Origin of the sequence: Streptomyces sp. NPDC088124 (assembly GCF_040685895.1) — a bacterium.
In the GTDB taxonomy this organism is placed as follows: Bacteria; Actinomycetota; Actinomycetes; order Streptomycetales; family Streptomycetaceae; genus Streptomyces.
The window spans coordinates 1-23,412 of sequence record NZ_JBFBJB010000011.1 but is presented as its reverse complement, the minus strand read 5'-3'; the positions used below and the strand labels follow the sequence as shown (position 1 = coordinate 23,412).

20 protein-coding genes and 3 pseudogenes are annotated in these 23,412 nt (G+C 71.2%); 1 reads left to right on the top strand and 22 read right to left on the bottom strand.

From position 1 onward, the window contains the following. Window positions 1-65 precede the first annotated feature (65 nt). From AB0P17_RS11200 to AB0P17_RS11175, 6 genes and pseudogenes are all read right to left on the bottom strand, one after another. A complete protein-coding gene (locus AB0P17_RS11200; RefSeq protein ID WP_365809735.1) occupies window positions 66-1,598 on the bottom strand; it encodes a glutamine synthetase family protein in 1,533 nt (510 codons plus the stop codon). Next, the gene (locus AB0P17_RS11195; protein WP_365809734.1) at window positions 1,585-2,964 is read right to left on the bottom strand and encodes an aromatic ring-hydroxylating dioxygenase subunit alpha; all 1,380 of its coding nucleotides are present in this window, start codon (window positions 2,962-2,964) and stop codon (window positions 1,585-1,587) included. The genes AB0P17_RS11200 and AB0P17_RS11195 overlap by 14 nt, the downstream gene beginning before the upstream one ends. Window positions 2,965-3,061: 97 nt before the next feature. Beyond that, complete coding sequence (locus tag AB0P17_RS11190; RefSeq protein ID WP_365809732.1) at window positions 3,062-3,622, bottom strand: hypothetical protein; 561 nt, start codon at window positions 3,620-3,622, stop codon at window positions 3,062-3,064. A 354-nt stretch (window positions 3,623-3,976) separates the two neighbouring features. Further along, a pseudogene (locus tag AB0P17_RS11185) lies at window positions 3,977-4,156 on the bottom strand (ATP-binding protein); the annotation flags it as partial. A gap of 441 nt (window positions 4,157-4,597) precedes the next feature. Next, the gene (locus tag AB0P17_RS11180; protein ID WP_365809731.1) at window positions 4,598-4,831 is read right to left on the bottom strand and encodes a hypothetical protein; all 234 of its coding nucleotides are present in this window, start codon (window positions 4,829-4,831) and stop codon (window positions 4,598-4,600) included. Window positions 4,832-5,179: 348 nt separating this feature from the next. Further along, a pseudogene (locus tag AB0P17_RS11175) lies at window positions 5,180-5,317 on the bottom strand (ISAs1 family transposase); the annotation flags it as partial. A gap of 45 nt (window positions 5,318-5,362) precedes the next feature. On the opposite strand from AB0P17_RS11175, the gene AB0P17_RS11170 reads away from it, so the two are divergent. Continuing rightward, entirely contained in the window at window positions 5,363-5,962 is a 600-nt protein-coding gene (locus AB0P17_RS11170; protein ID WP_365809729.1) for a hypothetical protein, read from the top strand. Window positions 5,963-6,109: 147 nt separating this feature from the next. Here the strand turns inward: AB0P17_RS11170 and AB0P17_RS11165 are convergent, their stop codons facing one another. The 16 genes and pseudogenes from AB0P17_RS11165 to AB0P17_RS11090 all read right to left on the bottom strand — a co-directional run bounded on the left by AB0P17_RS11165 (window position 6,110) and on the right by AB0P17_RS11090 (window position 23,230). Continuing rightward, window positions 6,110-6,583 carry a hypothetical protein gene (locus AB0P17_RS11165; RefSeq protein WP_365809727.1) on the bottom strand — a complete coding sequence of 158 codons (474 nt, stop codon included), beginning with the start codon at window positions 6,581-6,583 and terminating at the stop codon, window positions 6,110-6,112. Between the two features lie 715 nt (window positions 6,584-7,298). Further along, window positions 7,299-7,406: pseudogene (locus AB0P17_RS11160) on the bottom strand (PIG-L family deacetylase); the annotation flags it as partial. Between the two features lie 40 nt (window positions 7,407-7,446). Then, entirely contained in the window at window positions 7,447-7,782 is a 336-nt protein-coding gene (locus tag AB0P17_RS11155) for a hypothetical protein (RefSeq protein WP_365809725.1), read from the bottom strand. Next, window positions 7,779-10,151, bottom strand: coding sequence for a methyltransferase, FxLD system (gene fxlM, locus AB0P17_RS11150; RefSeq protein WP_365809723.1), 2,373 nt, complete (start codon window positions 10,149-10,151; stop codon window positions 7,779-7,781). The genes AB0P17_RS11155 and fxlM overlap by 4 nt, the downstream gene beginning before the upstream one ends. A 29-nt stretch (window positions 10,152-10,180) precedes the next feature. Next, window positions 10,181-10,813, bottom strand: a complete 633-nt coding sequence (locus AB0P17_RS11145; protein WP_365809721.1) for a M15 family metallopeptidase — start codon at window positions 10,811-10,813, stop codon at window positions 10,181-10,183. A gap of 20 nt (window positions 10,814-10,833) precedes the next feature. Continuing rightward, a complete protein-coding gene (locus AB0P17_RS11140) occupies window positions 10,834-11,295 on the bottom strand; it encodes an NUDIX domain-containing protein (RefSeq protein WP_365809720.1) in 462 nt (153 codons plus the stop codon). Beyond that, complete coding sequence (locus tag AB0P17_RS11135; protein ID WP_365809718.1) at window positions 11,292-12,362, bottom strand: aminoglycoside phosphotransferase family protein; 1,071 nt, start codon at window positions 12,360-12,362, stop codon at window positions 11,292-11,294. Before AB0P17_RS11135 ends, AB0P17_RS11140 begins: the two co-directional genes overlap by 4 nt. After that, window positions 12,359-13,210, bottom strand: coding sequence for a class I SAM-dependent methyltransferase (locus AB0P17_RS11130; protein ID WP_365809715.1), 852 nt, complete (start codon window positions 13,208-13,210; stop codon window positions 12,359-12,361). Before AB0P17_RS11130 ends, AB0P17_RS11135 begins: the two co-directional genes overlap by 4 nt. Beyond that, complete coding sequence (locus AB0P17_RS11125; protein WP_365809713.1) at window positions 13,207-14,529, bottom strand: protein-L-isoaspartate O-methyltransferase; 1,323 nt, start codon at window positions 14,527-14,529, stop codon at window positions 13,207-13,209. The genes AB0P17_RS11130 and AB0P17_RS11125 overlap by 4 nt, the downstream gene beginning before the upstream one ends. A 200-nt stretch (window positions 14,530-14,729) precedes the next feature. Further along, window positions 14,730-15,827 carry a phosphotransferase gene (locus AB0P17_RS11120; protein WP_365809712.1) on the bottom strand — a complete coding sequence of 366 codons (1,098 nt, stop codon included), beginning with the start codon at window positions 15,825-15,827 and terminating at the stop codon, window positions 14,730-14,732. Between the two features lie 76 nt (window positions 15,828-15,903). Next, window positions 15,904-17,358, bottom strand: coding sequence for an NUDIX domain-containing protein (locus tag AB0P17_RS11115; RefSeq protein WP_365809710.1), 1,455 nt, complete (start codon window positions 17,356-17,358; stop codon window positions 15,904-15,906). Window positions 17,359-17,430: 72 nt separating this feature from the next. After that, a complete protein-coding gene (locus AB0P17_RS11110) occupies window positions 17,431-19,461 on the bottom strand; it encodes an ABC transporter ATP-binding protein (RefSeq protein ID WP_365809708.1) in 2,031 nt (676 codons plus the stop codon). Window positions 19,462-19,794: 333 nt separating this feature from the next. After that, window positions 19,795-20,160, bottom strand: coding sequence for an NUDIX domain-containing protein (locus AB0P17_RS11105; protein WP_365809707.1), 366 nt, complete (start codon window positions 20,158-20,160; stop codon window positions 19,795-19,797). A gap of 260 nt (window positions 20,161-20,420) precedes the next feature. Then, window positions 20,421-21,554, bottom strand: coding sequence for a DNA alkylation repair protein (locus AB0P17_RS11100; protein ID WP_365809705.1), 1,134 nt, complete (start codon window positions 21,552-21,554; stop codon window positions 20,421-20,423). A gap of 9 nt (window positions 21,555-21,563) precedes the next feature. Then, window positions 21,564-22,481 carry a TauD/TfdA family dioxygenase gene (locus AB0P17_RS11095; protein ID WP_365809702.1) on the bottom strand — a complete coding sequence of 306 codons (918 nt, stop codon included), beginning with the start codon at window positions 22,479-22,481 and terminating at the stop codon, window positions 21,564-21,566. 29 nt (window positions 22,482-22,510) lie between these two features. Next, window positions 22,511-23,230, bottom strand: a complete 720-nt coding sequence (locus AB0P17_RS11090) for an amino acid--tRNA ligase-related protein (protein WP_365809700.1) — start codon at window positions 23,228-23,230, stop codon at window positions 22,511-22,513. Between the last annotated feature and the right edge of the window lie 182 nt (window positions 23,231-23,412).

The following is a 23,412-nucleotide window of genomic DNA, read 5'->3' as shown; positions in this document are numbered from 1 at the left end:
CCTGGATCGGATGCGGGGCATGGGACCTACCTGTGTGTCGCGGGAGCGGAGCCCTGGGGCCGCCGTCAGACGAGGTCGAAGTACTCGCGCTGCTCCCAGTCCGAGACATGGCCCAAGTAGCGTGCGAACTCGGCACGTTTGATCGCGGTGAGCCAAGAGATGACGTGCGGGCCGAGCGCGCGGGCGAAAACCGGATCCGCGTCGAGCGCGTCCAGCGCCTCGGCCAGCGACCCTGGAAGTCCCGGGGCCTTCGCGTCGTACGGGTCGAGGACCGGCGGGCCGGGATCGAGTCTTCGGGCCATCCCGTCCATCCCGCTGACCACCTGCGACGCCACGTAGAGATACGGGTTGGCCGCCGGCTCCCCCGATCTGTTCTCCAGCCGTACGCCGCCGGTGCCCGGACCGCCGACGACCCGCACCATGGCCCCCTTGTTGTCGACCCCCCACACCACCCGGTCCGGCGCCAGCGACAGGGGCAGGTACCGCTTGTACCCGTTGACGGTGGGGGTGGTGAACACGGTGGCGGCGGAAGCGTGCTCCAGCAGCCCGGCCAGGTAGTGCCGGCCCTGTGCCGACAGCACCTCACCGTCCCCATCCCGCGCCGCCGAAGGGTCGAAGACGGTCTCGCCGGTCGCCCGGGAGCGCAGCGACTGGTGCAGGTGCCAGCCTGTCGACGCGGTCTCCGCACCGGCCGGACGGGACATGAACGTCGCGTGGTAGCCGTTCCTCCGGCAGATCTGCCGCACCGCCGCCCGCGCCAGCAGCGCGTCGTCCGCGGCCCGCGCGGCGCCCCGCGCGTCCAGCGTCAACTCCAGCTGATTCGGCCCGAATTCGAGTTCGAGGGAGCGCAACGGAAGATCCAGGCCGGTGAGCCCGCGGTGCAGCAGCCCCACCAGCCCGTCGAGCCGGTCAAGACCCTCCTCGTGCAGCAGTTGCGAACCGTCATTCACCGGCTCCACCTCGGGCGCCGGGCCGGGCGTCCCCGGCCTGCCCGCACCCAGCCGTACGGACCCCGCCGCCGGACGGAAGACGTGGAACTCCAGCTCCACGCCGACCGTGAGGTCGTACCCCGCCCCGGCCAGCGCGTCCAGCCTGCCGCGCAGCATCCCGCGCGGGCAGAACGGCGCGGGCGTGCCGTCCGGGTGGAACACATCGCACAGGATCCAGCCGGTGCGCTCCGTCCAGGGCAGCACCCGGAACGTCGTCGGATCAGGCACCAGGACGATGTCGCCGGCGCCGGCGAAGCGCCGATCGACCCGTGGGTCGCTGCCCGAGAACACCGGGAGGACGGTCCTGCCGGAGGTGTCCTTCAGCAGCAGCGAGGACGGGGCGGTGACTCCGGAACGCAGCGCGCCGGGCACCGCGTCGCGGGTCAGCGTCTTGCCGCGCAACACTCCGTGCTGGTCGGCGAAGGAGAACCGCACCATGTCCAGGCCGAGTTCGTCGATCACACGGCGGATCTGACCGGCGGCGGCGTGCTGCCTGTCGTCCCACAGACCGTGCCGTTCCACGAAGCCTCCGGCTCCGGCGTTCGTCAGCGGGCGCACCTTCAGGCCCTCGCCGCCCTCGGCCCGCGGCCGTTCGTCAGCACTGCGCACGACGCACATCCCGCCCGGCCCACGGAGACCGCCTACGCCGCTCCGACTCCCGCTCCCGCCAGGCCCGTTCCCAGTCCTCGGCGGGCGTGACGGTGTCGATGGCGGGGGGACCGGTCAACTCCTCGGCGGACTCCACGTCCAGCGGCAGACCCGGCACCGGGTTGCCGTTCTCGAAGGAGTCGATCGCCTTCAGCAGCAGCCGCCGGTTGGCCGTGACGGCGCGGTCGGACACACCCAGCCGCTCGACGGTGCGGTCCTGGACGGGCCCCATGCTCTCCACCGCCCACTGGTCGTGGACGTTGATGTCCAGACCCATGCCCGTATAGGTGAGTTCCCGCTGCTCCGTGGGGTCGAAGCCCCAGTCGTTCGTCCGGTTGCGCAGCGGACGGTAGTCCGGCAGCGAGACTTCCCTCAGCCGCTGAGTCAGCAGCGTCTCCTGGTCGGTGACCTCCTCGAAGTCGTAGAGGATCATGAACCAGTAGTGGTTCTCGTCGTCGATGGGGACGTGCCACTGGCAGAAGGACTTGCTGTTGCCGAAGGGCACCACGAAGGCGTTCGGGAACACCAGGTTGGTGATCCGCACGTGCCGTACGTCCTCGGTAAGATCGCGCAGCGCGAAGACCCGGAGACCGTGCTCGGCGCCCTCCACCTCGATGTCCGGGCGGAAGTTGTCGCCGACCAGCTCCGACAGCTTCTTCCCGGTGCCCGCCACCTCCTCGCTGAACTGCTGCCCGTACGCCTCGCGCGGGTCCTCTCCGACGAAGCGGTGCAGGAAGGAGACATGGCTCGGGTCGATACCACCCTCCAAGCCCTGCAGCCAGTTGCACTGCCACCGTCCTTTGAAGGCGAAGGTGTACGACTCGGGGGCGCGGAAGCAGTCGTAGGCCGGAAAGGGCGGCGGGTCTCCGGCACCGAGGTAGGCAAAGACGATGCCGTTGCGTTCTACACACGGATAGCTCGGGATGCGCACCTTCTCGGCGAACGAGCTGTGCTCGGGCTCCGCGGGCTGCTCCAGACACCGGCCGTCCGGCCCGTACAGCCACCCGTGGTAGAGGCAACGCAGCCCGCCGTTCTCCCGCCGCCCGTACGAGAGATCGACCCCGCGGTGCGCGCAGTAGCGGCCGACCAGACCCCATTCACCCGTGGGGACCGCCGCGGCTGATCCGCCCTCGCCGACCTCGACGGAAACCTCATCCCGACGAAAGAGGACAAGGTCCTCGCTCATGACCCGGACCGCCTTGACCGGGCGGTCTTCGGGCATCTCCGAGACAAGGGCGACGGGCTGCCAGTAAGCCCGCAGGAGCCGACCCAGCGGTGTACCCGGGCCGCTGCGCGTCACGCGCACATTGTCCTCGTGTCTGAGCATCACTCTCCCCTTGCATGCGATCATCCCAACATTGGATCCAATACTTACACATTGAGATCCCATTGTGGAAGACCTTGCTATGACGGCCGAACGTTCCTCACGCCGCTTCGACCATTCCGGCCATGGCGGCGACCATGAGCAGGGCCCCCGACTCCCGGAGCAGCGCCACACGGCGCCCGGGGCGAGCCGGGGCAACTCCAGGCAACCCCCTGGACGGGGCACCGGACGGGACGCCGGGCGCCGGCCACGCCTGGGAGACGAGCACGACAGCCGCGCGGACCACGGCCCAGCATCCGACGAAGAACAGCGCCAACCACGGTTCCGTCGCGACCGGCGCGGAGCCACCGTGACCGCCGGTGCCGTGCTGACCCCGCGGGAGGATCGACACCGCCGCCAGCAGCGCCATCATGGCCAGGTTCACCACCTCGGCACCTCGGCGGAACGAGCGGCCCACGCGCGCGTTCCACAGACAGGCGGCGGCGAGCGCGGCGGCTGCTCCCGCCATCAGCGGCCCCGCCTCCTCCGCCCGGAGCCCCATCGGCAACATGGCCGCCAGGGCGACCGCGTGCGGCCCCCACTGGCGCGCGGGGGCCGGCAGATGACCGGCGAGACACAGGAGCCCGCCCGCCGAGCCGACCAGCCACAGCGCGTCATGCACGACGTCCACCCCGGCTGCGGAGCTGTGCGCGACGAGCTCGCGGGGTCCGGGCACGCCCGGCCGCGACGAACGGATGGCAGTGCGATGTGCTCACAGCTCTCGTGCTCCTGGTGCGATTTGCGTCGGATTGCCGCCTTGGCGGACAGGAACAAAGTGCACCGCGCACGTTTCAAGTCGAGACGGTGTCGCGTTTCCCTCTCATTACGGCTCCTGACACGGCTCCGCTCGCCACGGAGCCATCGCCGCACGTCAGCGGGCCGGACACGACCCTGGGCCGGAACAGCCGGTTCGAGTCACAGCCGCTCGCCACCACAGTGCCGCGCACCACATGGCTCAGGACGAACAGCTCGCTGGAAGCTCGCCCCGCCCTCGCTCGATCTCCTCCGTGGAAGGGCCGAGCAGGTGCGGCCAGAACCGCAGGTAGGGGTCTGTCACCCGGTAGCGGCGATCCTTCGACGGCGGGAATTCGGCGGCCGGCGAGCGCTCGGCCGACACCAGCAGGGCGGAGACCGGATCGTTCAGCGCCTCGCCGAGGCACCGCAGGGTCACTGTGCGCCGAGGGCTCCGTACAGCGCCTCGTCGGCGTCGGTGGCGGGCGGGCCCGCCGCCCACCACTGGCCGCGCTCCTTCTGGTACGGGTACCAGCGCCCGTCCGAGCCCCAGCGCGGCTCGACGTCCTCGCCGACCAGCTGCAGACGGCCACGGGTCCGGCGCGGCCTGGGCGGTCCTGACCGGCCTGGAATCCGTACCTGCGGCAGTTGCTCGCGTGCCGCGGCCTCAGTCTCGGGCGGCGGTACGAGTGTGCCGTCCAGGGCGCTCAGCGCCGCCGGGCCGCCGTAGCGCCACTAGCCACCGCCCTCCCGCCGTGATCACGCTGAACCACCGATGGCACGACCACTAACGCAACGGCATTGAGCCGCAGGCTCCCGGGGGCGGTGTGTCCTGCGCCGCCCCCGGTCACACCGCCCGCGTGGTTCAGTACACCAGGACCCACAGCTCCCAGTTACGGCCCTCCGGTATGCACTGCGAGCCGAGGACGGGTCCGTACTTCCCCACCCAGTCCTTGGCACCTTGCTTACACAACTTCTCTGAGCCGTAGGCCAACCCCGTGTACGTCCACCTCGCGGCCTGGACGGAAGGATCCGCCCGAGGCGTGTCGGCGGTGGCGGCGACCGAGGTGCCCGCCACTCCTCCCACGAGAGCAGCCATCATTGCTCCTACGGCGCACGCACGTCCCAAACGCTGCATCTTGCCTCCTTGAAGTCGGACTTCGAGGCTGCCAGGCGAGCTCAAGGTCTGTCTTTGACCGTCCATGCCCGATGGTTTGACGTTCCGTTCACCCTCAATGCTGAGTTGGCGCAACGCAGGATCCACCGGCGGAATGTCTGGCTTACGCCATCACGACGCTGCTCTCCGTCCAGAATCGACCCGCGACATCCCCGGCTCCGCGGCATGCGTGGTGACGGCCATCTGCACCTCGTCTGCCGCATCGCGCCACGGCCGCCAGCCCTCCGGGGTGTACGCAGGGCTGCGTCGTTCAGGTGAGGTCCTGGTTGATCACGTGATGCCGAGGGTGGTCAGTGGACGGTTGGCGTCGCGGGTGTGGTGGCGGAGTCCAGCGGCGATGTTCGTCCGGTCGGTGAGCCGGAGAGCGCCGATGGCCAGGTTGCGCAGGGATGCCATGGCGCGTGGAGCGGTGAGATCGAGACCGCCCGGCTGGCCGAGGTCAGTCCGCCGAACATGGACACCCTCTACGAGAACATCATCGACTACCTGTTCAGCCTGGCCGAGCAACTGCCCCACGAAATCAGCTGGTACGTGGAGCGGTTCGGGACACAGACCTCTGCCGGGAGAAGGACGCTCACCTCGCTGCGCCATGTCCTGCACTGCGACGCGAGCGCCACCGCGACCCGGCAGGGCCCGGACACCGGAGCCGGCCCGGCCTGGAAGATGTACCTGTGCCCCGCTCACGCCGAAGCCCTGCCCGCGTGGCCGGGCCCGCTCACCCCCGGTGCGGTCCCCAAACACCCGTGCGGAATCGTGCACGACCACCGCCGGCCTGTGGAGATCCTGCGATCCCACGCCGACCTGTGGCTCGCCGCACTGTCGGGACTGCCGCGCAAGGTGTTCGACGGCGACTGGACCGACGCTCTTGGCCGGGCGTGCGAAGTGCTGGATGCCCGGCTCGAGGAAGAGGGCAAGGCGGACACCGATGATCCCGGCGTTCTTTACGACGTGGCGCTGATGACCAGCATGGCCCACGGTGCCGCCGCCGACGGTGACCTCCTCCAGGCCGCCACATGTCTGAGCCACGCGGAGACCCTCGCCCTCCGGCTCTGACAAGAGGGCCCCCGGGAATCCCCGCGATCGCCGCGTTCGAATCCGAGTCGTCCGATTCGAATGATCCCGCTCGAATGCGAGTCGAAAAGCTGAGCCAGAGTGATGCCGACATCTCCGGCGGACGTCATGGCGAGGGCCGCGGCTTGCTCATGCGGTCAGAACGGCGCGTGCTCGTTCCCGAAGGTCCCGGACGGCTGGTGTGGTGTCGTACCGGGCGAGTCGTTCGGTGAGTTCGAGGAGGGGGACGGTGGAACGGTGGGAGCTGATGGCTTCGGTGAGGTTCAGGGCGTAACCCGCGGCCGCGCAGGCGTGTTCGATCTCGCCTTTCGCCAGCAGGGCGTCTGCCTGGCGCGCGGTGTAGAGGGCAGAGGTGCGGACGTGGGCCGGGTCGATGATTGCGTGGGCCTGGGCGAAGGCGGCTGCGGCGGGGCCGGGCTGGTCCATGTCGCGGTGGCTAGAGGCCCGTGCCCCGAGGACTTCCGCTTCGTCGAACCAGTACGACCAGTCCGGGTCGTCGTGGCCGGCCGCCTTGGACAGGAGGGCTTGGGCACGGTGGAAGTCGTCCCAGCATCGGGCGTCGCCGAGGTGGGCGCGGGCGCGGCCGCGGCGAGAGGTGAGCATCGCTTCGACGCTGGGGTGGAGCGGCCGCGTACGGCGGCGAGTCCGGCCGAGGCCATGGCCTCGGCGTCGGTGTACCGGCCGGTGTTGTAGGCGGACACGGTCCAGAAGTTGAGGACGTTGGCGCCGAGTGCGTCGTCGCCCGCTATGCGGGCGGCGCGCAGGGCGGTGTCGAAGGCGGCGTCGGCAGACCATCCGTGTACGTCGAGTATCGCGGCGGCGCGCTGGCGGGCGAGGTCGGAAGCGGCTGCGTAGAGGCGGGCGCCGTGGTGGTCACTGTAGGACCGGTCGCGCAGGAGTCCGGTCGCCAGTTCGAGGGCGCTGGAGGTTTCCTTGAGGATGACGCCGCCGCCGTCGGCGTCGTCGGTCCTGCGTAAGGCGGCGGCCCGTGCTTCGAGGCGGGCCACGGCGGCTTCGCCGATGCGCTGTCCGGTGGTGAGCTGGCCTGCGGCCACGGGGTCGGCGGTGATCCAGTTGAGCAGTGCGGCGGTCAGCGTCCCGCCGGCGATGAGGACGAGTTCCCTGCGGGTTGCATCCACGGCGGCGCTCCCTGCGAGTTCGGTCAGTGACGTGTAGGCGCCGAGGAGAGTCCAGGGCCTGGGGATACGCCGTTGCAGGGGGTCCTCGGCCAACCACTCCGGCCATGGTCGCTCATCGACCCGGCCCGGTGGAATACCGAGCACGTCGGCGATCACCAGCTTCGTGGGCCGGTCCTCATGGTGACGACGGCGGTGCGCGCGTGCGCGGCGGCGTGCTGGGTGAGGACACCGCCGGCGAGGAGGCTCTCGTCGTCGGGATGGGCGAACACGCCGAGCAGGGACGGCATCGTGGAGGATGCCGCCTTCTCGGGGGTCAGCTCGTCGGAGTCAGGCACGCTGGCCCCCTGCGGTCGACAGGCTCAGTGCGTCGGCTGGGGTCCGGCCCGGCCACTGGAGGACAAGCCGTGCGCTGGGCTTGTCGAGCACGTCGCCGGGCGGCAGTTGGTCGTCGACCTTGTCCGGTGCGGTGGAGACGACCCGCAGCCAGCAGTCATCGGCTCGACGTCCCAGGGTGCGGCCCTGCCCCCCCCACACCTTCGGCCCCGACCCGGAGACCTGGAACTGTCGGGCGGCGGCCGCGTGCGCGCGCCGCACCCGCTCTCGGTCACCGCGCTCCATCGGCGCGGCGAACACGGGCTCGCGTCCCGCTGGTTCCATCGTCACGCCCCGTCCGTTACGGTGCCGGCTTCCAGGCGCCCAACAGGGCGGGGCAGCAGTGCGTCACGCTCCGGCCACCGGACCACCAAGCGGCAGTGCTCCTTGTCCAGGACGTGCCCGGCGGGCAGCAGATTGTCGGGCGTCCCGGCCGGATGGGCCGTCAGGACGGGATCGGCGTGCTTGCGGTTGTCGTCCGCGCGCACGTGCCGGTCCCAGGCCCGGACCGTGGCCGTCAGCTGCTCGGCGAGCTGCAGGCCCTGCTCGCCGAAGGCGTGGACGACCCACTCCCACGCCTTGTCCTCCGGGCGGTCGCCGTCCTGGGTCTGGACGTAGGTCAGGTAGGCGAGCGAGGCGTCGCCGACGATCGCGGGCGCGTCACGGTCCTTCCCGATGACGGTCACCCCTTCGGCCGGGTCCTGGTGAGCAGCCAGCCTGCAGAAGGCAGCCGGCAGGGTGGTGGCCGCGTACAACTGTAGGGAGCCGAAGAAGGAGTTCGGCCCCATGGTCACGCCGGTGGCGATCTCGTGCCGCAGCCCGCGCAGTGCCTCCTCCAAGCCCGTCGTGTCGGCGGCGGTGCCGTGCTCGAAGCCGAGCGTCAGCCCGCCGTCGAGAAGGGACACGACCGGAATGGTGCGGGCCTGCTGTCCCTGATCTCGGACGAAGCCGCAGAAGGTGAAGTGACGGGCATGCAGCACCTGGCCGCGCCGCTCGAAGGCGATCGCCCGTGTATAGCCGCCGATCTCCAGTGGCAGAACCAGCCGTCCGCCCTCGGCCAGCTGCTCCCGCCAGGCCGGGGCGATGTCCCAGCAGTTGTAGGTGATCATGCTGCCGTCGAAGCCGCCACGGGGCACGAGACGGGCGGGTGCACCGAGGGCCGCGTCGGCTTCGACGATGCTGACGCGGCCGCTGCCGGCCTCCGTGAGGAACCGGCGAGTGCGGCGCACGACCCACGGGTCGATGTCGACGGTGACCACGCGCCCGTCGGGCCCGGCGACATGGGCGATCAGCTCGGCGTTGTAGCCGCCGGAGCCTGCCTCGAACACGATCGCGCCCGACCGAAGGCGCAAGGTTTCGATCATGTCGGCCTGGAGCCAGGCCGCGGACACCGAGCTGATTGCCGTTCCGGTCTCGTCGCGCCGGGTGATCACGGCCCGGTCGCCGCCGTCGTACGCGCCCGAGAGGCTTGCCTCCGGGGCGAAGCGGTGGCGGGGCACGGTCCGCAGCGCGTCGCGGACCGGCTCGGACGGGGCCCAGCCCCCGTCGATCACCGTCTCGGCCATCGCCTGACGCAGCCGGACCGCTGCGGCCGGCTCACCCGGCACCGGCGGCTGGTCGACGGCGAGAGGGTAGGAGACGACGGGAGGCAGGTCGGGAACGACTCCGGGCCACACGGCATCCAGCGACTGGGCGGCAGGGACGAACACGGCGCCGATGCAGGAGAGTGCGTGCAGGTCGACGAACTCCCAGCGGTCGAACTTGTCCGCCTCGGGGTTGGTCAGTGTCCCGGACCAGGTGGTGATGCGGACGACCGCGGTGAGCCGCGGGACGTCGCCGGCCGCGTCGGCGAGCATCGTCACCACGTATGCGTTTTCGACCGCAGCGGCGAGGCCGGTCTCCTCGGAGAGTTCGCGCACCGCGGCCGCCTCGAACGATTCGGAACCGACGTTCTTGCCGCCGGGAAGTTCCCACATGCCCCGCCGCGAGCGGCCGAGCAGGACCCGGCCGGCCTCGTCGGTGACGACCGCGAGGGCGCCCGTCACAGCCGGACCGGCAGGTGGTTGCTGCCGCTCCACCGCCCGGGTGCCGGTGTGGCACGGGCCGCGCAGGACCAGAGCGGCCAGCTGGTCCGCCTCCAGCCGCTCGACCGTCTCCCAGCCTTCGGTGAGCAGACCGATCTCGTCCTCATCGAGAGCGATCCTGCGGCGCTCCTCAGGCGTCTGCCCGACCACTGGGGTGATGACGACGAGTGTGCCGCCGGACCGCAGCCGTTCACCGAGCGCGTGCACGACGCTCATCCGCCTGGTCAGGAACGGGTACATCAGGCGCAGCGTAACCAGGTCGTATCCGTCCTCGTGGAGCGGTGCCGGGTCGTCGCGCTCAAGGTCCAGGCACAGCCAGCGCACGCCGTCAACGGCCGAGTGTTCCGCTCGGGCACGCTCGAGTGCGCCCTCGGCGAAGTCCACAGCATCCACAGCGTAGCCGAGCGAGGCCAGGAACACCGCCAACTCGCCGGTGCCACAGCCGATGTCGAGCGCGCGGCCGCCCTCGGCGGCCGGGGCGTGCTCGACGAGCAGGCCCTTCTCCTGGTCACCGAGCCGCCGGAAACCTCGCCCCTCGCTGTAGTGCTCGGACCAGTCAGTCCGGGTGTATCCCACAGGTCGCTCCTTGTTCGTGAAAGGCGGTGTCAGGGCAGTTCGACGGGGCCGTAGAGGGCGGCCGGCTGCTGGGTCTGCAGCGCCCAGTACCGGTCGCCGAACGACCAGTGCCACCACTCCGTGCCGTAATTGATCAAGCCTGCGGTGGCCAGCGTGCGACTCAACGTGGCCCGGTTCGTGCGGGCCCGGACACTGAGGCCGGCGGCGTCGGTGTAGCAGGCGCCGGAAGATTCCTCCGGAGACGCATTCACCCGGGTACCCATGTCCAGTTCGCGGCCCCGATGGTCGACGAGCGTCACGTCGACGGCCGCGCCGGCGGAGTGCGGCGCGATCTCCGGAGGCGATACGAAGCGGCTGGCGGCCTCCCGGATCGCGGCGGCCTGCCAGTCCGGATGGGCGCGCGCGAGCTCGTCGGAGTACTCCTCGAAGTACCGGCGCTGCAGGGACGGGGGCCGGTACCCCTCGATGAACAGCAACCGCACACCGCCGGGGAGCAGTGATTGCGCCTGCTGGAGCCGCGTGAGCACGCCCTGACGTACGTGGGCCCAGGCGCCCGCAGCGTCCTGCTTACGGTCGTCGACCATCAGGCCGTGCACCCGGGCATCGAGGAGGACCTCGCCGCGCTCCTGGACAGGGATCGCGGCGACTCTCCGGTCGGACATCAAGACGATGCTGCTGGCGCTCATGCGTTCCCCCAGGTGTCGACGTATGCGGCCACGCCGGTGCGGCGGGCTTCCTCCACGGCACGCCGCGCGAAATCGCGGGCCGGCATCAAGGCCTCCCACTCGGCCAAGGGCAGGACGCGGACCTCGTCGCGCTCGCGCGGATCGAGGGTGATGCCCCGGACCTGTTCAGCGGTGAGGCGACCGCCGTAGAAGATCAGCCGCAGCGCGCTGTACGGACGCTGCTCCCGGGGCTGCCCGTGCACGGTGGCCAGCAGCCGGGGCGGGCCCGCGGCGGTCATGCCGGTCTCTTCCCGGCACTCGCGCACTACCGCGTCCCAGGGCCGCTCACCCAGATCCATCGCGCCGCCGATCATGTGCCAGGAGTGGCCGGGGGAGTAGACGGAGTGGAGCTGGAGCGGCGGCCCGCCGGCGGCGTCGCGCGGCTCGGCCGCGGCAGTGGGTGACGTCTCAGCGTTCACCTTGTATCTCCTGTCGGTGAGAGGGCTGCACGGTGCTCGGCGCGCAGGCGGGCCAGGGTCCGCCGACCGCGTTCGACCAGCTCGGGGTCGCCGTGGGCGACGCCGTACGAGATCCCGCTCACGGAATCGAGCGCTGCGTCGATGACGAGGCGGGCCTCTTCGGCGGCGGTCAGGAGCCTGCCGTACCCGGCCATGAACGCCGCATACAGATCAGGCCGGTTGGCCCAGGCGTCGGACAGACGGACCAGATCTCGCACCGCAGGGCCAGGCTCGCTTCTCTCCAGATCGATTATGGCCACGGAGTCGTCGGAGTCGTCCAGCAGGATGTTGCGGAGCTGGAAGTCCCCGTGTGTCTCCACCCACTCCAGCGGCTCCAGGTCCTCGGCTTGTCGGACCAGATCACGGACGAATTCCTCATCCCTCTGGGCAAGATGAGGCCGAGCCGCTTCCAGGTGCCGGTCGGCCTTGCCGACGGCTGGTCCGCTGCCGACGGGGGCCGGGTGTGAAGGCGAGGCCTCATGGATGCGGCGTGCCAGCGCACCGATCCGGTGGAAGATCCCTCGCTCCTGCTCAGGACCGAGAACCCTGCCGTGCAGGGGCCGGCCGGGCAGTGCGGTGACGACGACGGCTCGCAGCTCTGCGTTCGTGGCCACCAGCTGGGGTGCGGCCGCGCCCAGCGACCCGGCCCAGGTCCGCAACGCCCGGACCTCCCGGCCATGGAACTTGTCGTTCTGGTGGACCTTCACGTACCAGGTGCCGCCGTCGGTGCCCCGGATCCGCCACACCCGGCTGTCCTCGCGCCTCCACGAGGTATCCGTCCACTCGGTGATCGCGCCCACCGCCCGCTGAGCGAAGGCCGCGACCGCGGCGTCAGGTCTGCTGCCGCATGTCGGGCCGGTCGCATCCGGGACCAGACGCAGGCGGTCGGCGGCCGGGTTGTAGGCGATGGCGTCACCGGGCAGTTGGAAGTGCACGGTGAGCCGCGGGCACCCCGAGGTGCTGCTGTCCCGGTGGGTCGGCAACGTGTACGCGGCGGGATGCTGGCATTGCCGCTGGTTGCCGGTCACGCGGCACCTCCTGGGCGGCGGGCGAGCAGCACGGTGAACTCTGCGTCCTCCTGCAGGACACCGCCGCGTGCATGCCCCCGGAGGAGGCCGAGCGCCTGGGCCTCGAACTCGGTGTGCCGGTCGGCGAAGAGGGCGGGGCGGGCGAAGCTGGTGGTGCGCAAGTAGCCGACGACGTCCTCGGAAGTCCAGGCGCGGGCGACGGGAAAGCGGTACTCGGTCACGTCGTTGAACGCCGAGTCGGCGAGGTCGTCCTCGTAGGAGCGGCTCGGTCCGGCGTACGTGCCGCGGGTGCCCGCGCGACGCTCCTCGCCGAGGTAGGTCTGGACCAGCCGCCGAAGGGCCGCGGTCCAGTCCGCTTCATGGATCCACAGGCTGCCGTCTCCCATGATCGCCACGGCGGCGTGCGGCGCGGCCACCCGATCGGCCATGTCCAGGACCTCGGGGCGGGCCATCCAATGGAAGGACCGGCAGCTGGTGATCAAGGTGGGTGCTCGGCCGGGCGCGCTGGGGGTGAAGGTGTGCGCTTCGCCGGTGAAGGTGGTCACCGAGCAGGACCCGCAGGCCGGTTCGAGGGCGGTGAGGGCCGTCTCAAGCATGTGCTGGTTCACGTCGACCAGGTCGACGTGAACCAGTCGGCGCAGGACAGGCAGCAGCGCGCGGGGCACCTGGCCGGTGCCGGTCCCCAGGTCCAGCAGGACGGGGCCGGGTACGCCGTGCTGGGTGGCGGCCAGGAGGTGGATTGCGTCGTCCGGTAGGCCGGGACGGTAACGGGCGTAGTCGGCGGCCTCGGACCCGAACAGGGCCTCGGCCGAGACTGCCGCGGAGGCCGGCTGGTGGGGGCGGGTCATCGTGAATCTCCGGGAGTACGGGGGAGTTGCCAGGTCAGGGCGCCGTTCGGGCTGGTGGCCCGCTGGACATCGTCGGTGTCGAGGTGGATCCGGTAGGCGGGCGGTTCACCGGCCGCCCGCCAGCGGGCGGCGGCGTCCTGGATCTCCGCCCAGATGTCCCGGGGGCCGCAGGTCGTCACGTCCCACTGGCGGGGCCCGACGGCTCGCACGCGCATCCACGACCCGCACTCAGGCGCGCCGATCGCCAGGTCCTCGGCCCCGAAGTGGCGCACCAGCCCGGGGTGCAGGGCGTCGAGGGCCAGCCACATGCCGCGCGCCGTGTCCGCCGGCGGCGCGACCCGGGTTCGCTGCGTCGGCCCGTCGGCCGTGGTGATCGTGTCGCGGAACGCAGCGGTCAGGAACAGCCGGTCGAAGCCGGCACCGGCGCGGTGCCCGAACTCGACCGCGCGCAGCTCCGCCTCCACGGTCCCGTCCGGCCGTTTGTCGATCACGACCAGGCCCGGCCACGACGGCGACGACGTCCCGAGCGTCATCAGGGCGCGCCCGCCCGGCGCCAGCTGCTCCACCAGGGCTGTCGGTACGCGGCGGACGGCGAAGGAGACGATAATCCGGTCGTACGGGCCGGCGTCGGGCCATCCTGTGGTGCCGTCCCCGGTCGCCGCGGTCGGCTCGTAGCCGAGTGCCGGCAGGCGCTCGCGGGCGGCGGCGGTGACGTGCGGGTCGATGTCCAGGGTGACGACCCGGTCGTGGCAGCACACGAAGCACACCACCGCCGCGGTCACCCCGGCACCGGTCCCCACGTCCAGCACGCGCTGCCCGGGCCGCAGGTCCAGGAGCTGGAGCAGGTCCGCGGTCATGCCCATCGTGCTCGACATCGCGGTCATCGAGCCCCCGCGCCGCGACCCGGTCGTACGGCCGAGGATCGGTTCGCCATCGTGCTGGATCGCGACGCTGTCCCCGGTGTGCAGCCGCTCCAGCAGCTCGTCCCGGTCCACCGGGCGGCTCCAGTCCAGCAGGTCCCAGCGCGGTGGGGTCTCGTCCGGGTCGCTGCGCCGCAAGTACGCCTGGGGCATCAGGATCTGGCGCGGCAGCGCGAGCAGGGCCTCACGCACCGGCCCCGGGCGCAGCTCACCGCTCTTCTCGAGCCGCGCGACCATTGCCGCCCGGGCAGCCGCGGCCCCGGAGGTGTCGCCAACGGACTGCCGCGGCAGGAAGAGCGCGGCGGACTGGTCGGGGGTGCTGCGCACGTCGTACCCGATGGGCTCGGATGGGGCGGGCACGGCGGACGGCACCGCTGCCGTGTTCGGCGCCGTGTTCATGGGGCATCTCCTCCGGGCGAGCAGTTGTGACGGGCGTCTTCCGTACGTGCGGGCGTGGGCACGCCCGCAGGGGCGGTCCGTAATGCGGGCGGCGGCAGTACGGGGCCGCCGCCTGTCACGGGCGCGTCGGGCGGCTGGTCGGGCATGTGCCGCAGCGCGCGCAGTGGGGAGCGGGCGAGGACGTGCAGCAGGCTCGCCGCTCACTGGACCACGGCGACGATCATGAGCTGCATCAGGGTCAGCGTGCCCGCAGGGAGCTCAGAGCAGGGCGTCACGGAGCACCTCCTCGGCTTCCTCCAGGCGCGCCCACAGGGGCCCACGGCCTCGTGCCGGGCGCGCCCGTACGCCTCCAGGGCCGGAGTGACCGAGGCAGGGCTGTCCAGCGGCTCGGACAGCGGATAGACAGAGCAGGCCAGGTACCCGGCGGCGACGCGCGGCACGGCGAGGAGGTCCTCGGCCACAAGCTCCGGGTTCGCCGCACGGTAGGCGCCGACTGCGCGGGCCAGGCCCGGGATCCATTCGTCCGGGCGGGCCAGCACGGAGCGCGGGTCCAGCACGATCCGGCCGAGTTCCCAGACGGCACTGCGATGCCCCGGAGGCCGGAAGTCGATCACCGCGGCGACCGCCTCGCCGCGCAGCAGCAGGTTCGGAGAGGCCAGGTCCCCGTGCACCACCTGCGCCGTCAGCGTGACCGGCAGCTTTTCCAGGCGGGCCGCCACCTCGGGAAGGGCGGAAAGCCGCTGTTCCGCGGCCTGGGCGCACCAGGCGGCGAACCCTGCCGGTGCAGGCGGAACAGCCGCCCACTGGGCGAGGAGTTTCTCCAGCCGCCGCCCGGCCCGAGCGATGTCGCACACCTCGCGGGCCGCCACCGGGCGCGGCGGTCCGACGGGGTGTCGGGCCAGGGCCCGGTGCAGACGGCCGACGGCCTCGCCGACCGCATCCCACCGGCCGCCGGACAGCCCGCCCTCGGCCGTCTCCGTGCCCGCGATGTACTCCGTCACGGATACCGACAGCCCGTCGGCCGACGCGATCACCTCGCCCGTCACCGTTCGCCGCACGGCCGGCACCGTAACCCCGGCCGCCGTGGCCGCCTCGCCCAGGGCCAAGGCCTGCCGCTCCGCCTCCATATCGGTCCCACGGGGGTACGCCTTCACGAACCACCGTCGGCCCTCGCGGTCCTCGGCGACGTAGTTGCGGGTTGCTGTCCCCGCCGGTCCCTCGCTGACCGCGGCCGGTGTGATCCGGTACAGCAGCGCCAGGATCCCGGCCACGGCCATGACATCGGACTCGGTACTCATCTCGGCACCCCCAACGGTTCCGGCCTGCGGACGGACGGGACTCGCCGCCCGTTCCTGGTAGGTGTGCTCACGCCGTTCACCAGCCCAACTCGGAGTAGGTGCGACCTTCGGCGATGGCGGACAGAGCCGTCCGGGTGTAGTGGACGAGCCGCTCCGGAAGCTCGTGCAGCGGCCACCACTGCCAGGTCAGGCACTTGTCCGTCTCGAGGACCTTCGGGTCTCCCTGCCAGCGGCGGGCACGGAACACGAGCTGCATCAAAGGCTGTCCACCCGGAGTGTCGACGACGTGGACGACGTGCACGAGATCCACGTCCGCGGGCTCGATGACCAGCCCCGCTTCCTCCCGCGCCTCGCGCACCAGGCACGCGACCGCGGACTCCTGCTCGCACCTGCCGGCCAGGTAGTGCCAGGTGTTCCCCGCGTACGCCGAGTCGGGGTGGCGCAGACCCAGGAGCACCCGCTCCTCGTCGTCCTCCAGGTGGAGATGGACGCCGACTGCGTTCAGCACGGTCCGGCTGCCCCCGTCCCACGGAGCCGGGTTCGCAACCGGCTGACCGTCCGGCGCGTTCTCGGCGGCGTGTCGGCGAATGAGGTCCCGCGTCGCGGCGCTCAGGCGCAGCCGATCCAGAACGTCGGGGGTGAACCACCTCAGCAGCACGCCCTCGTGCAGCCGGAGCCGGTCGGGGTTGCCACGCCACCGGCTCGTGAACACCTGGACCGGGACGCTGAGGCCGTCGACGCTGGTGGCCGCCTCCACGGCGTACGGCTCCAGGTCCTCCAGGCGGAGGTCGGGGACTTCCTCGGACAGTTCCCGAAGCAGCGTGTCCTCAAGGCTCTGGTCGTCGTGTGTGCGGCCGCCACCGAGAAGGGCGAACGCCCCCGACTGCCAGATGACGCCGGGCTTGTGGTCGCGCAGATGGATCAGGTAGCGGCCAGCCCCGTCGTGGATGAGCGCGGAAGCGTTCACCGGTTCGGGCCGGCCGTCCAGTTGCGCCTGGAGGAGTTTCGCGCGCAGTGTCGGCGAGGTGACCTCCGGCTGCGGCAGCCACTGGGCGCCGGACACTTCCTCGTCCTGCAGCGCGATCGAGGGCGGCTCCTCACCGGCGAGGTAGAAGACGTAGCGGACGTCGTAGTGGCGGTGGGCCGGTTCCCCTTTCGCCGGGTTGGCGTCGATGTCGATCGGAGAGCCGAGCAGCTGCCGGGTCAGGCACAGGGCGCCCGGTGCGATCCCAGTTTCCTCCGACACCTTTCGCAGCGCCGCGGCGAGCAGTGTGCGGTCCCGGGGCTCGATGCGGCCGCCGGGAGGGAGCACGAGGCCGCCGGTGGCCCGGTGCCGGATGTGCAGGACCCGGCGCTGCCGGTCGATGACGACAGCGCTGCACGTGACGTGCCCGGGCAGCGTCGTCCGGGCGGTCGCGTCGACGGGCCGGTCCAGCGCGGCAAGAAGTCCGGCCAGGGCGTCACGCTCGCCAGGGTGCCGGCCGAGGTACGCCTCGACGGTCCTGCGGATCGCGGTGGGGCTGGGTGACATGGGCGTCGTCTCGCCTTCGATGGAGTGGGGGCGGGGTGGCAGGCCGGGCTGGGGGAAGGTCGCTCCGGTGGATCAGCTCGCTGTTTCGTGGCCGGACGGCTGGGCGCCGCGGGGGCCGGGAACGCCGTCGGGTGCCGGCGCGATCCCGTACTGGGCGGCCTGGGCGGTGAACATGCCCTGATACAGGCCGCCCTCGCGGGCCATCAGGTCCTCGTGAGCGCCGTCCTCCACGACGCTCCCCTTGTCGAGCACGTAGATGTGGTCGGCGTGCATGGTCGCGGCGAGCCGGTGGGTGACGAGCACGACCGCGTGCCCCTCCTCGGCCAGGGACCACAGCCCCTCGAACGCGGCGATTTCCGCATGGGGGTCCAGCGCACTGGTCGGCTCGTCGACCAGCAGGAACGGCGCCTGCCTGTACCTCGTTCGAGCGGTCCCCAGCTTCTGCCACTGGCCTCCCGAGAGCTGGACGCCCCGCTCATAGCCCTTGAACACGATCGAGTCCCAGCCATGCGGCAGTCCCTCGACCAGCTCGAGCACGTCCGCCTCGCCGGCGGCCTTGCGGACGCGGTCCATGTCCCGGGGACGGTCGCCAGCACCGATGGCCACGTTCGCGGCCGCCGTCATCTCCCAACGCGGAAAGTCCTGAGCCAACAACCCGACTCCGGCGAACACCTGGGCGCGGTCCGCCTCACGCAGCTCCACCCGCTCGCCCGACTCACCCACCCACCACACGTCTCCCTCAGACGGCAGCAGCAGCCCGGCCAGCACCTTCGTCAGCGTGGTCTTCCCCGACCCGTTCGCACCCACCAGGGCCGTCACCTTCCCCCGTGGCACACGCACGCTCACCCCTTTCAGGGAGGGGCCGTCGGCACCCGGATAGGTGAAGGACACCGTCTCCGTCCTCACCTCCCGAACCGGCACGGGCAGCGGCATGCCGGTGAGCGGGATCGCGTTCTCGCCCGCCACCGCGATGGCGTCCTCGGTGTCGGTAAGGAACAGCAGCTCTTCGTACAGCCGGTTGACCTGCTGCACCAGCGACGTGAGCCGCGCCGTCGACGTACGGATGGCGATCACCGCGGTCCCGCCGACGGCGAGCGGCAGACCACCGGTTGACAGCAGCCACCACAGGACCCCGTAGCAGGCCAGCGACGCCACGCCGGCGAACGCTCCCGCGACCAGATCCGTCGATGCCTGGGCCCGGGCCAGGCGCCGCTGCTCCGCCTCCGTCTGCCTGGACATCTCCTCGTAGCCGGACAGCAGTTTCGTGCCGGCAGCGTGGACGCGGAGCTCACCGGCGGCGTGCGGGCGGGTCAGATAGGCCAGCAGGGACGCGATCGCCCTGCGGTGATCGACCCAGTTCAGCCGTGACACGTACTCGCGGCGGGCCGAGCGGACCGCGCCCCACCCCTTGGGAAGGGCAATCGCCAGCAGCATCGGCAGCAGCGCCCAGTGCAGCGCCGCGAGCACGACTGCGGCTGCCGCCATGCCGATCACCACATTGCCGGCGCCGACCGACAGCCGCAGCATGCTGCGGGCCGAGTCCGTGCCGAACTTCCCCGCTTCCAGGATCCGCTGGACCTCCGGCCGCTCGGTCGCCTCCACCTCCACGCCGGTGACGGCCGTGTAGTAGCGGGCGGACACCGCCCGCTCCACCTGGGGTTCCAGCCGGCCGGACATGGCTGTCGACCATGCCGACAGGACGGCGCCGGCGACCGCCGCGATCGCGAGTGCCACCAGGGACGGCAGAGCGTCGTGGAGCTTGTCCACGGTCGGGCCGTCGGCGAACAACCGCGCGAGGACGCCGTTGACCGCCACCAGTTCCCACCCAGCCGTCACGCCCTGCCCGAGCTCGGCCGCAACGACCCCCATCAGCGCGCGCCGGTCCGCCGTCCAGCCGGTGCGCAGCACCGTGCCCACCATCCGCGGCAGCGCGGCCGCCATGCGCCCGAACTTCATCCGGGTCAGCGGGCCTTCGTGGCGGACGTAGGACTGGTCGTAGCGCAGTCGGCCCCCGTACAGTTCCCGCTCGGCGTCCGAGATGTTGTCCGTGGATCCGGCCTTCGGGCCGCCCGCGCTTTTGTCGCTGCCTGGTTCGACTTGCATCAATGTATTCCCCCTCGTGGATGTGATGGTGGCGTCGCAGTGCTCAACGACGCCGCACCATTTCGAGCACCTGTTCCTTTCGGACGGATTGTGCGCCCTGTGATTCAGCGGTTTCCGTAGGTGTGCAGTGCACCGACCTTTGCCGCACAAGGGCCCACGCCCGGTAGCCGTATGGCCGAAACGCTGACGCTCATGCGGCTGTGGCTGTCAGGCCAGTCAGGGACACCTCGCTGCGATTTCCAGGTACCTCGGGAACTGGTCGGTCGCGGATCGGTATAGGCGCCTGTGGCCGCAGCGGACAGGCATTTGCGGCCGGCTGGCCAAGAGCTTGTGCTACGCCGCGGTGCGCTGCGCGGTCAGCAAGACCGCCGCGAGGGTGCCGGCTTCGGTGATCCGGCCGTCGCCGCACATCGCCACCGCCTCCTCCAGCGCGACCCAGCACAGCTCCATGTCGGCCTCGCTCGCGTTCCGGTGGTGCTCACCGATGCTCAGACCCCGGGCAAGGTACAAGTGCTCACGGGTACGGGCGCCGGCGGGCATCCGCCAGATCATCGTCAGCAGCTCGACCTCGGAGGCGCGGATGCCGGCCTCCTCGGCCAGTGCCCGGCGCGCAGCCTCCAACGGGTCCTCGCCGGGCTCGCATCCGCCGCCAGGACACATCAGCAGCCGCTGACCGCACACGTAGACGTTCTCCTCCACCAGAGCGATCCGGCCCCCGGTCGTCGAGGGCTACGACGCGCACGCCGTCGACCGACTCGGTGTACTCATAGGTCCCCAGGCTCGGGTCGGTACGCCGGACCGAGTCGCGGCGCACCACCACCCGGACTCCTGTGTACTGGATGGTCGACGAGACCGTGCTCCAGCCGTCGATCATTGCTGACTCCTCCTTCGGACTGTGCTGTGCCAACAGGAGGCACAAGGCTGCTTGGAGCGCGTCCGCGCGGCGGAGCCGTCCTTGGTCAGGCCGGGCGGTTGGTGATGCGGAGCAGCGCCGGGGGGTGACGGCGTCCGTTGACCTGGAGGGCGAGGTGGTAGCTGCCCGGGTCGAGGGCGGCGGTGCCGGTGGACCGCAGGGGGTGGGTTTTGGCCAGGCGCAGTGGTGCGTCCGCCTTGACGGTGGCGCGGGTGAGGTGGGCGACCTTCTCTCCGGCCGAGGTGCCGGGGTTGGTGCGGGTCAGGACGTACATGACGTGCACCGGGGTGTCGGTGGGGGCGGTGAGGTCGGCTTCGAAGGCGAGGCCGTCGCCGAGCCGGTACTCGGTGTGGGGCAGACGGAGGGAGCTGACGCTGACAGCCGCTTGAGGGTCGTAGCCGGTCAGGGTGTAGGCGGGTTCCCAGCCGGCCTTGAGTCGGGCTTTGAGTGCTTCGCGGGTGATGAAGGCGAGTTCTTTGACTGTGGCCCGTCTTTCGGTGCGCCACCTGGTCAGGGTGGCGAGGACGAGTTCGGGGCGGGTGCGGGCGATGTCGCGCAGGTGGTTGGCGACCGACGTGGTGACGAAGCGGCTGCTGTCGGCGTGCAGCCTGTCGAGCAGCGGAAGAGCGGTGTCGACGGGCAGGCCGGTGCCGGGGGACCAGGGCAGATGGGGGCGGAGGGCCTCACTGGCAAGGCGTCTCACCCGGTGGTCGGAGGCGGCGGACCACGTGGCGGCGGCTTTCAGTGTCTGCTGGGGGTAGGTGTTGAGGAAGGTGCGGACGGCGTCTTCGGCGGAGAAGTACGGGGTGAGGGCGGCGAGCGCGGCGAAGGCCTGGTCGAGGTGATCCGGGTGGAGGTGGTGGACGGCCACGTAGGCGGAGTGCGGGGCGTAGATGTACAGGCCGAAGTCGGTTTCGGCGCCGGCTGCCTCCGGGGTGGCCGGCAGGGAGCGCAGCAGGGTGGCGAGGGCGGCCGGCCCGGTGACGGGTAGGTGCTGGTGCAGGCCCTCGGCGGTGCGGGCGATTCGGGCCTTGAGTTCCAGGCGGGGGAGGTCGGCGGTGACCTGGGCGGTGAAGGCGGCGGCGTCGAAGCGGGGGCAGGCCGCCTGCATCTCGCGCCCGATCCGGGCGATCCGGTCGGGGTTCAATGCCCGCTCTTTCATGGGCACTTGGGAACTCATTTGGTCACCCTAGTGCCGTTTTGATCCGGAGGCGGGCGGCTCGGCGGTGATTCCCTCGTCGGGGGTACCTGGGCGGCGTGCCTGCTGACGGACGGCGGCGCGTACCAGCAGCCGCGGGTGACGTGTGCTGTCGCAGGGTGAGGCGGTGTGCAGGACGGCGAGGTTGTCCCAGACGACCAGGTCGTCCTGCTTCCAGCGGTGGGTGTAGAGGTATTCGGGACTGGTGGTGTGGGCGAGGAGGTCGGCCAGCAGCATCTGGCCGTCGGCCTCGGGCAGTCCCTGTATTCGGGGGATGGCCATGGAGCCGAGCAGGAGTGCGCGGGCGCCGGTGGCGGGGTGGACTGGGGCGAGTGGGTGGGTGACCTCGGGCAGTTGTGTGAGGGTGCCGGCCTGGGTGGAGGAGCGGCCGCCGACGGCGTGGGCCTGCCGGGCGGCGAGGTGCTGGACGGAGTGGACGGCGTTCAGGTCGTCGACCCGTGCCCGGAGGCCGGCCGGCAGACCGGCGTAGGCGCGGGTGGCGTCGGCGAAGCGGGTCTCACCGCCCTCGCCGGGGGTGATGACCGAGTAGAGCAAGGTGGCGGCGGTCACCTCGGGCTTGAAGGAGTTGTCTGCGTGCCATTCCTCCTCCTGGTCGCCGTCGTAGATGCCGATCGGCGTGCTGTCCTGGTGGATGTTGGAGACGATGGCGAGGCCAGGGAAGCCGGGGACGGCGTAACGGCGGTCGGTGGCGGTGTCGACATCGCCGAACAATGCGGCTGCGGCGAGCAGGTCGGCGTGGTTGAGGTGCTGACTGGGCAGGACCAGCACGCGGTAGTGGTGCAGCGCGCCGGGAAGGGCACCCGCCGCGGCGGAGCCGATCATGCGGGCGAGGTCGGTCTCGACGCGGGCGCCGAATCTGCCGGGCAGCGGGGTGATCGCAAGGTTCATCGTGCCTCCGCAGGCTGGTGAGCCGGATGTCAGAACTGGAGGGGCTGAAGGAACGGGGTGATGTCGCGCAGTCCGGCGGAGGCGGCGCACAGCCGCTCGATGCCGATGCCCAGGCCCGCGGTGTCCGCCGGTACGAGTCCGGCCTCGACGGCATCCCGGGCGAGCCGCTGCTCGTCGTCGTAGAGGCCGACGGCCTTGGCCCGTTCAGTGAAGGCCTTCCCATCCGTCTCATCGGTGTAGCCGTGGACGAGCTCGATGCCGTCGACGATCAGCTCGAAGCGCTCCAGGACGGCGGCGGTCCCGGGGGCCAAGCGGGCGCACGGCTCGTCACCGCCGGTCGGGTAGTCGGTCAGGAACACCGCGCGGCCCGTGGTGCCGGCCTCCAGTTCGAGGGCGATGTAGCGGCCGAGGACGTCACGGAACGGCTCGCCCGGATCTATGCCGATCCGGCCGGCCATGCGCGGGTGCAGGCCGCTGACGGGTTCGGTGCACAGGTCGATGCCGAACTCGTCGCGGACATGACCGGCGATCGAGAGCCGCTGGGGGGTGCAGGACGGCAGATGCGGGCCGACCAGACGCCAGGCGAGGTCGATCAGCTCCTCGAAGCCGAGGTGCGCGGCGTACAGGTCGAGCATCGTGAACTCGGAGGCGTGGAGGGCGTCAGGGGACTCAGGCCGGAAGCACGGGCCGATCTCGTATAGCCGCGGGAGGTCGGTGCTCACGTTGACGCGCAGCGCCGGGCCGATCATCGCGCGCAGGTGCCGACCCTCGTGGAGGCTAACGGACGCGCGGCGGCCAGGCCCGAGGTCGGCGCGGCGTGCGACGGGGGTGACTAGTACTCCAGTGCGGTTTCGTGATCTATCCAGCGGGTTCGTCGGTGGACCGTCGTCGGTAGTGGCTGCGTCGGGCTGTTGCCTGGTGGCGTCTGCGC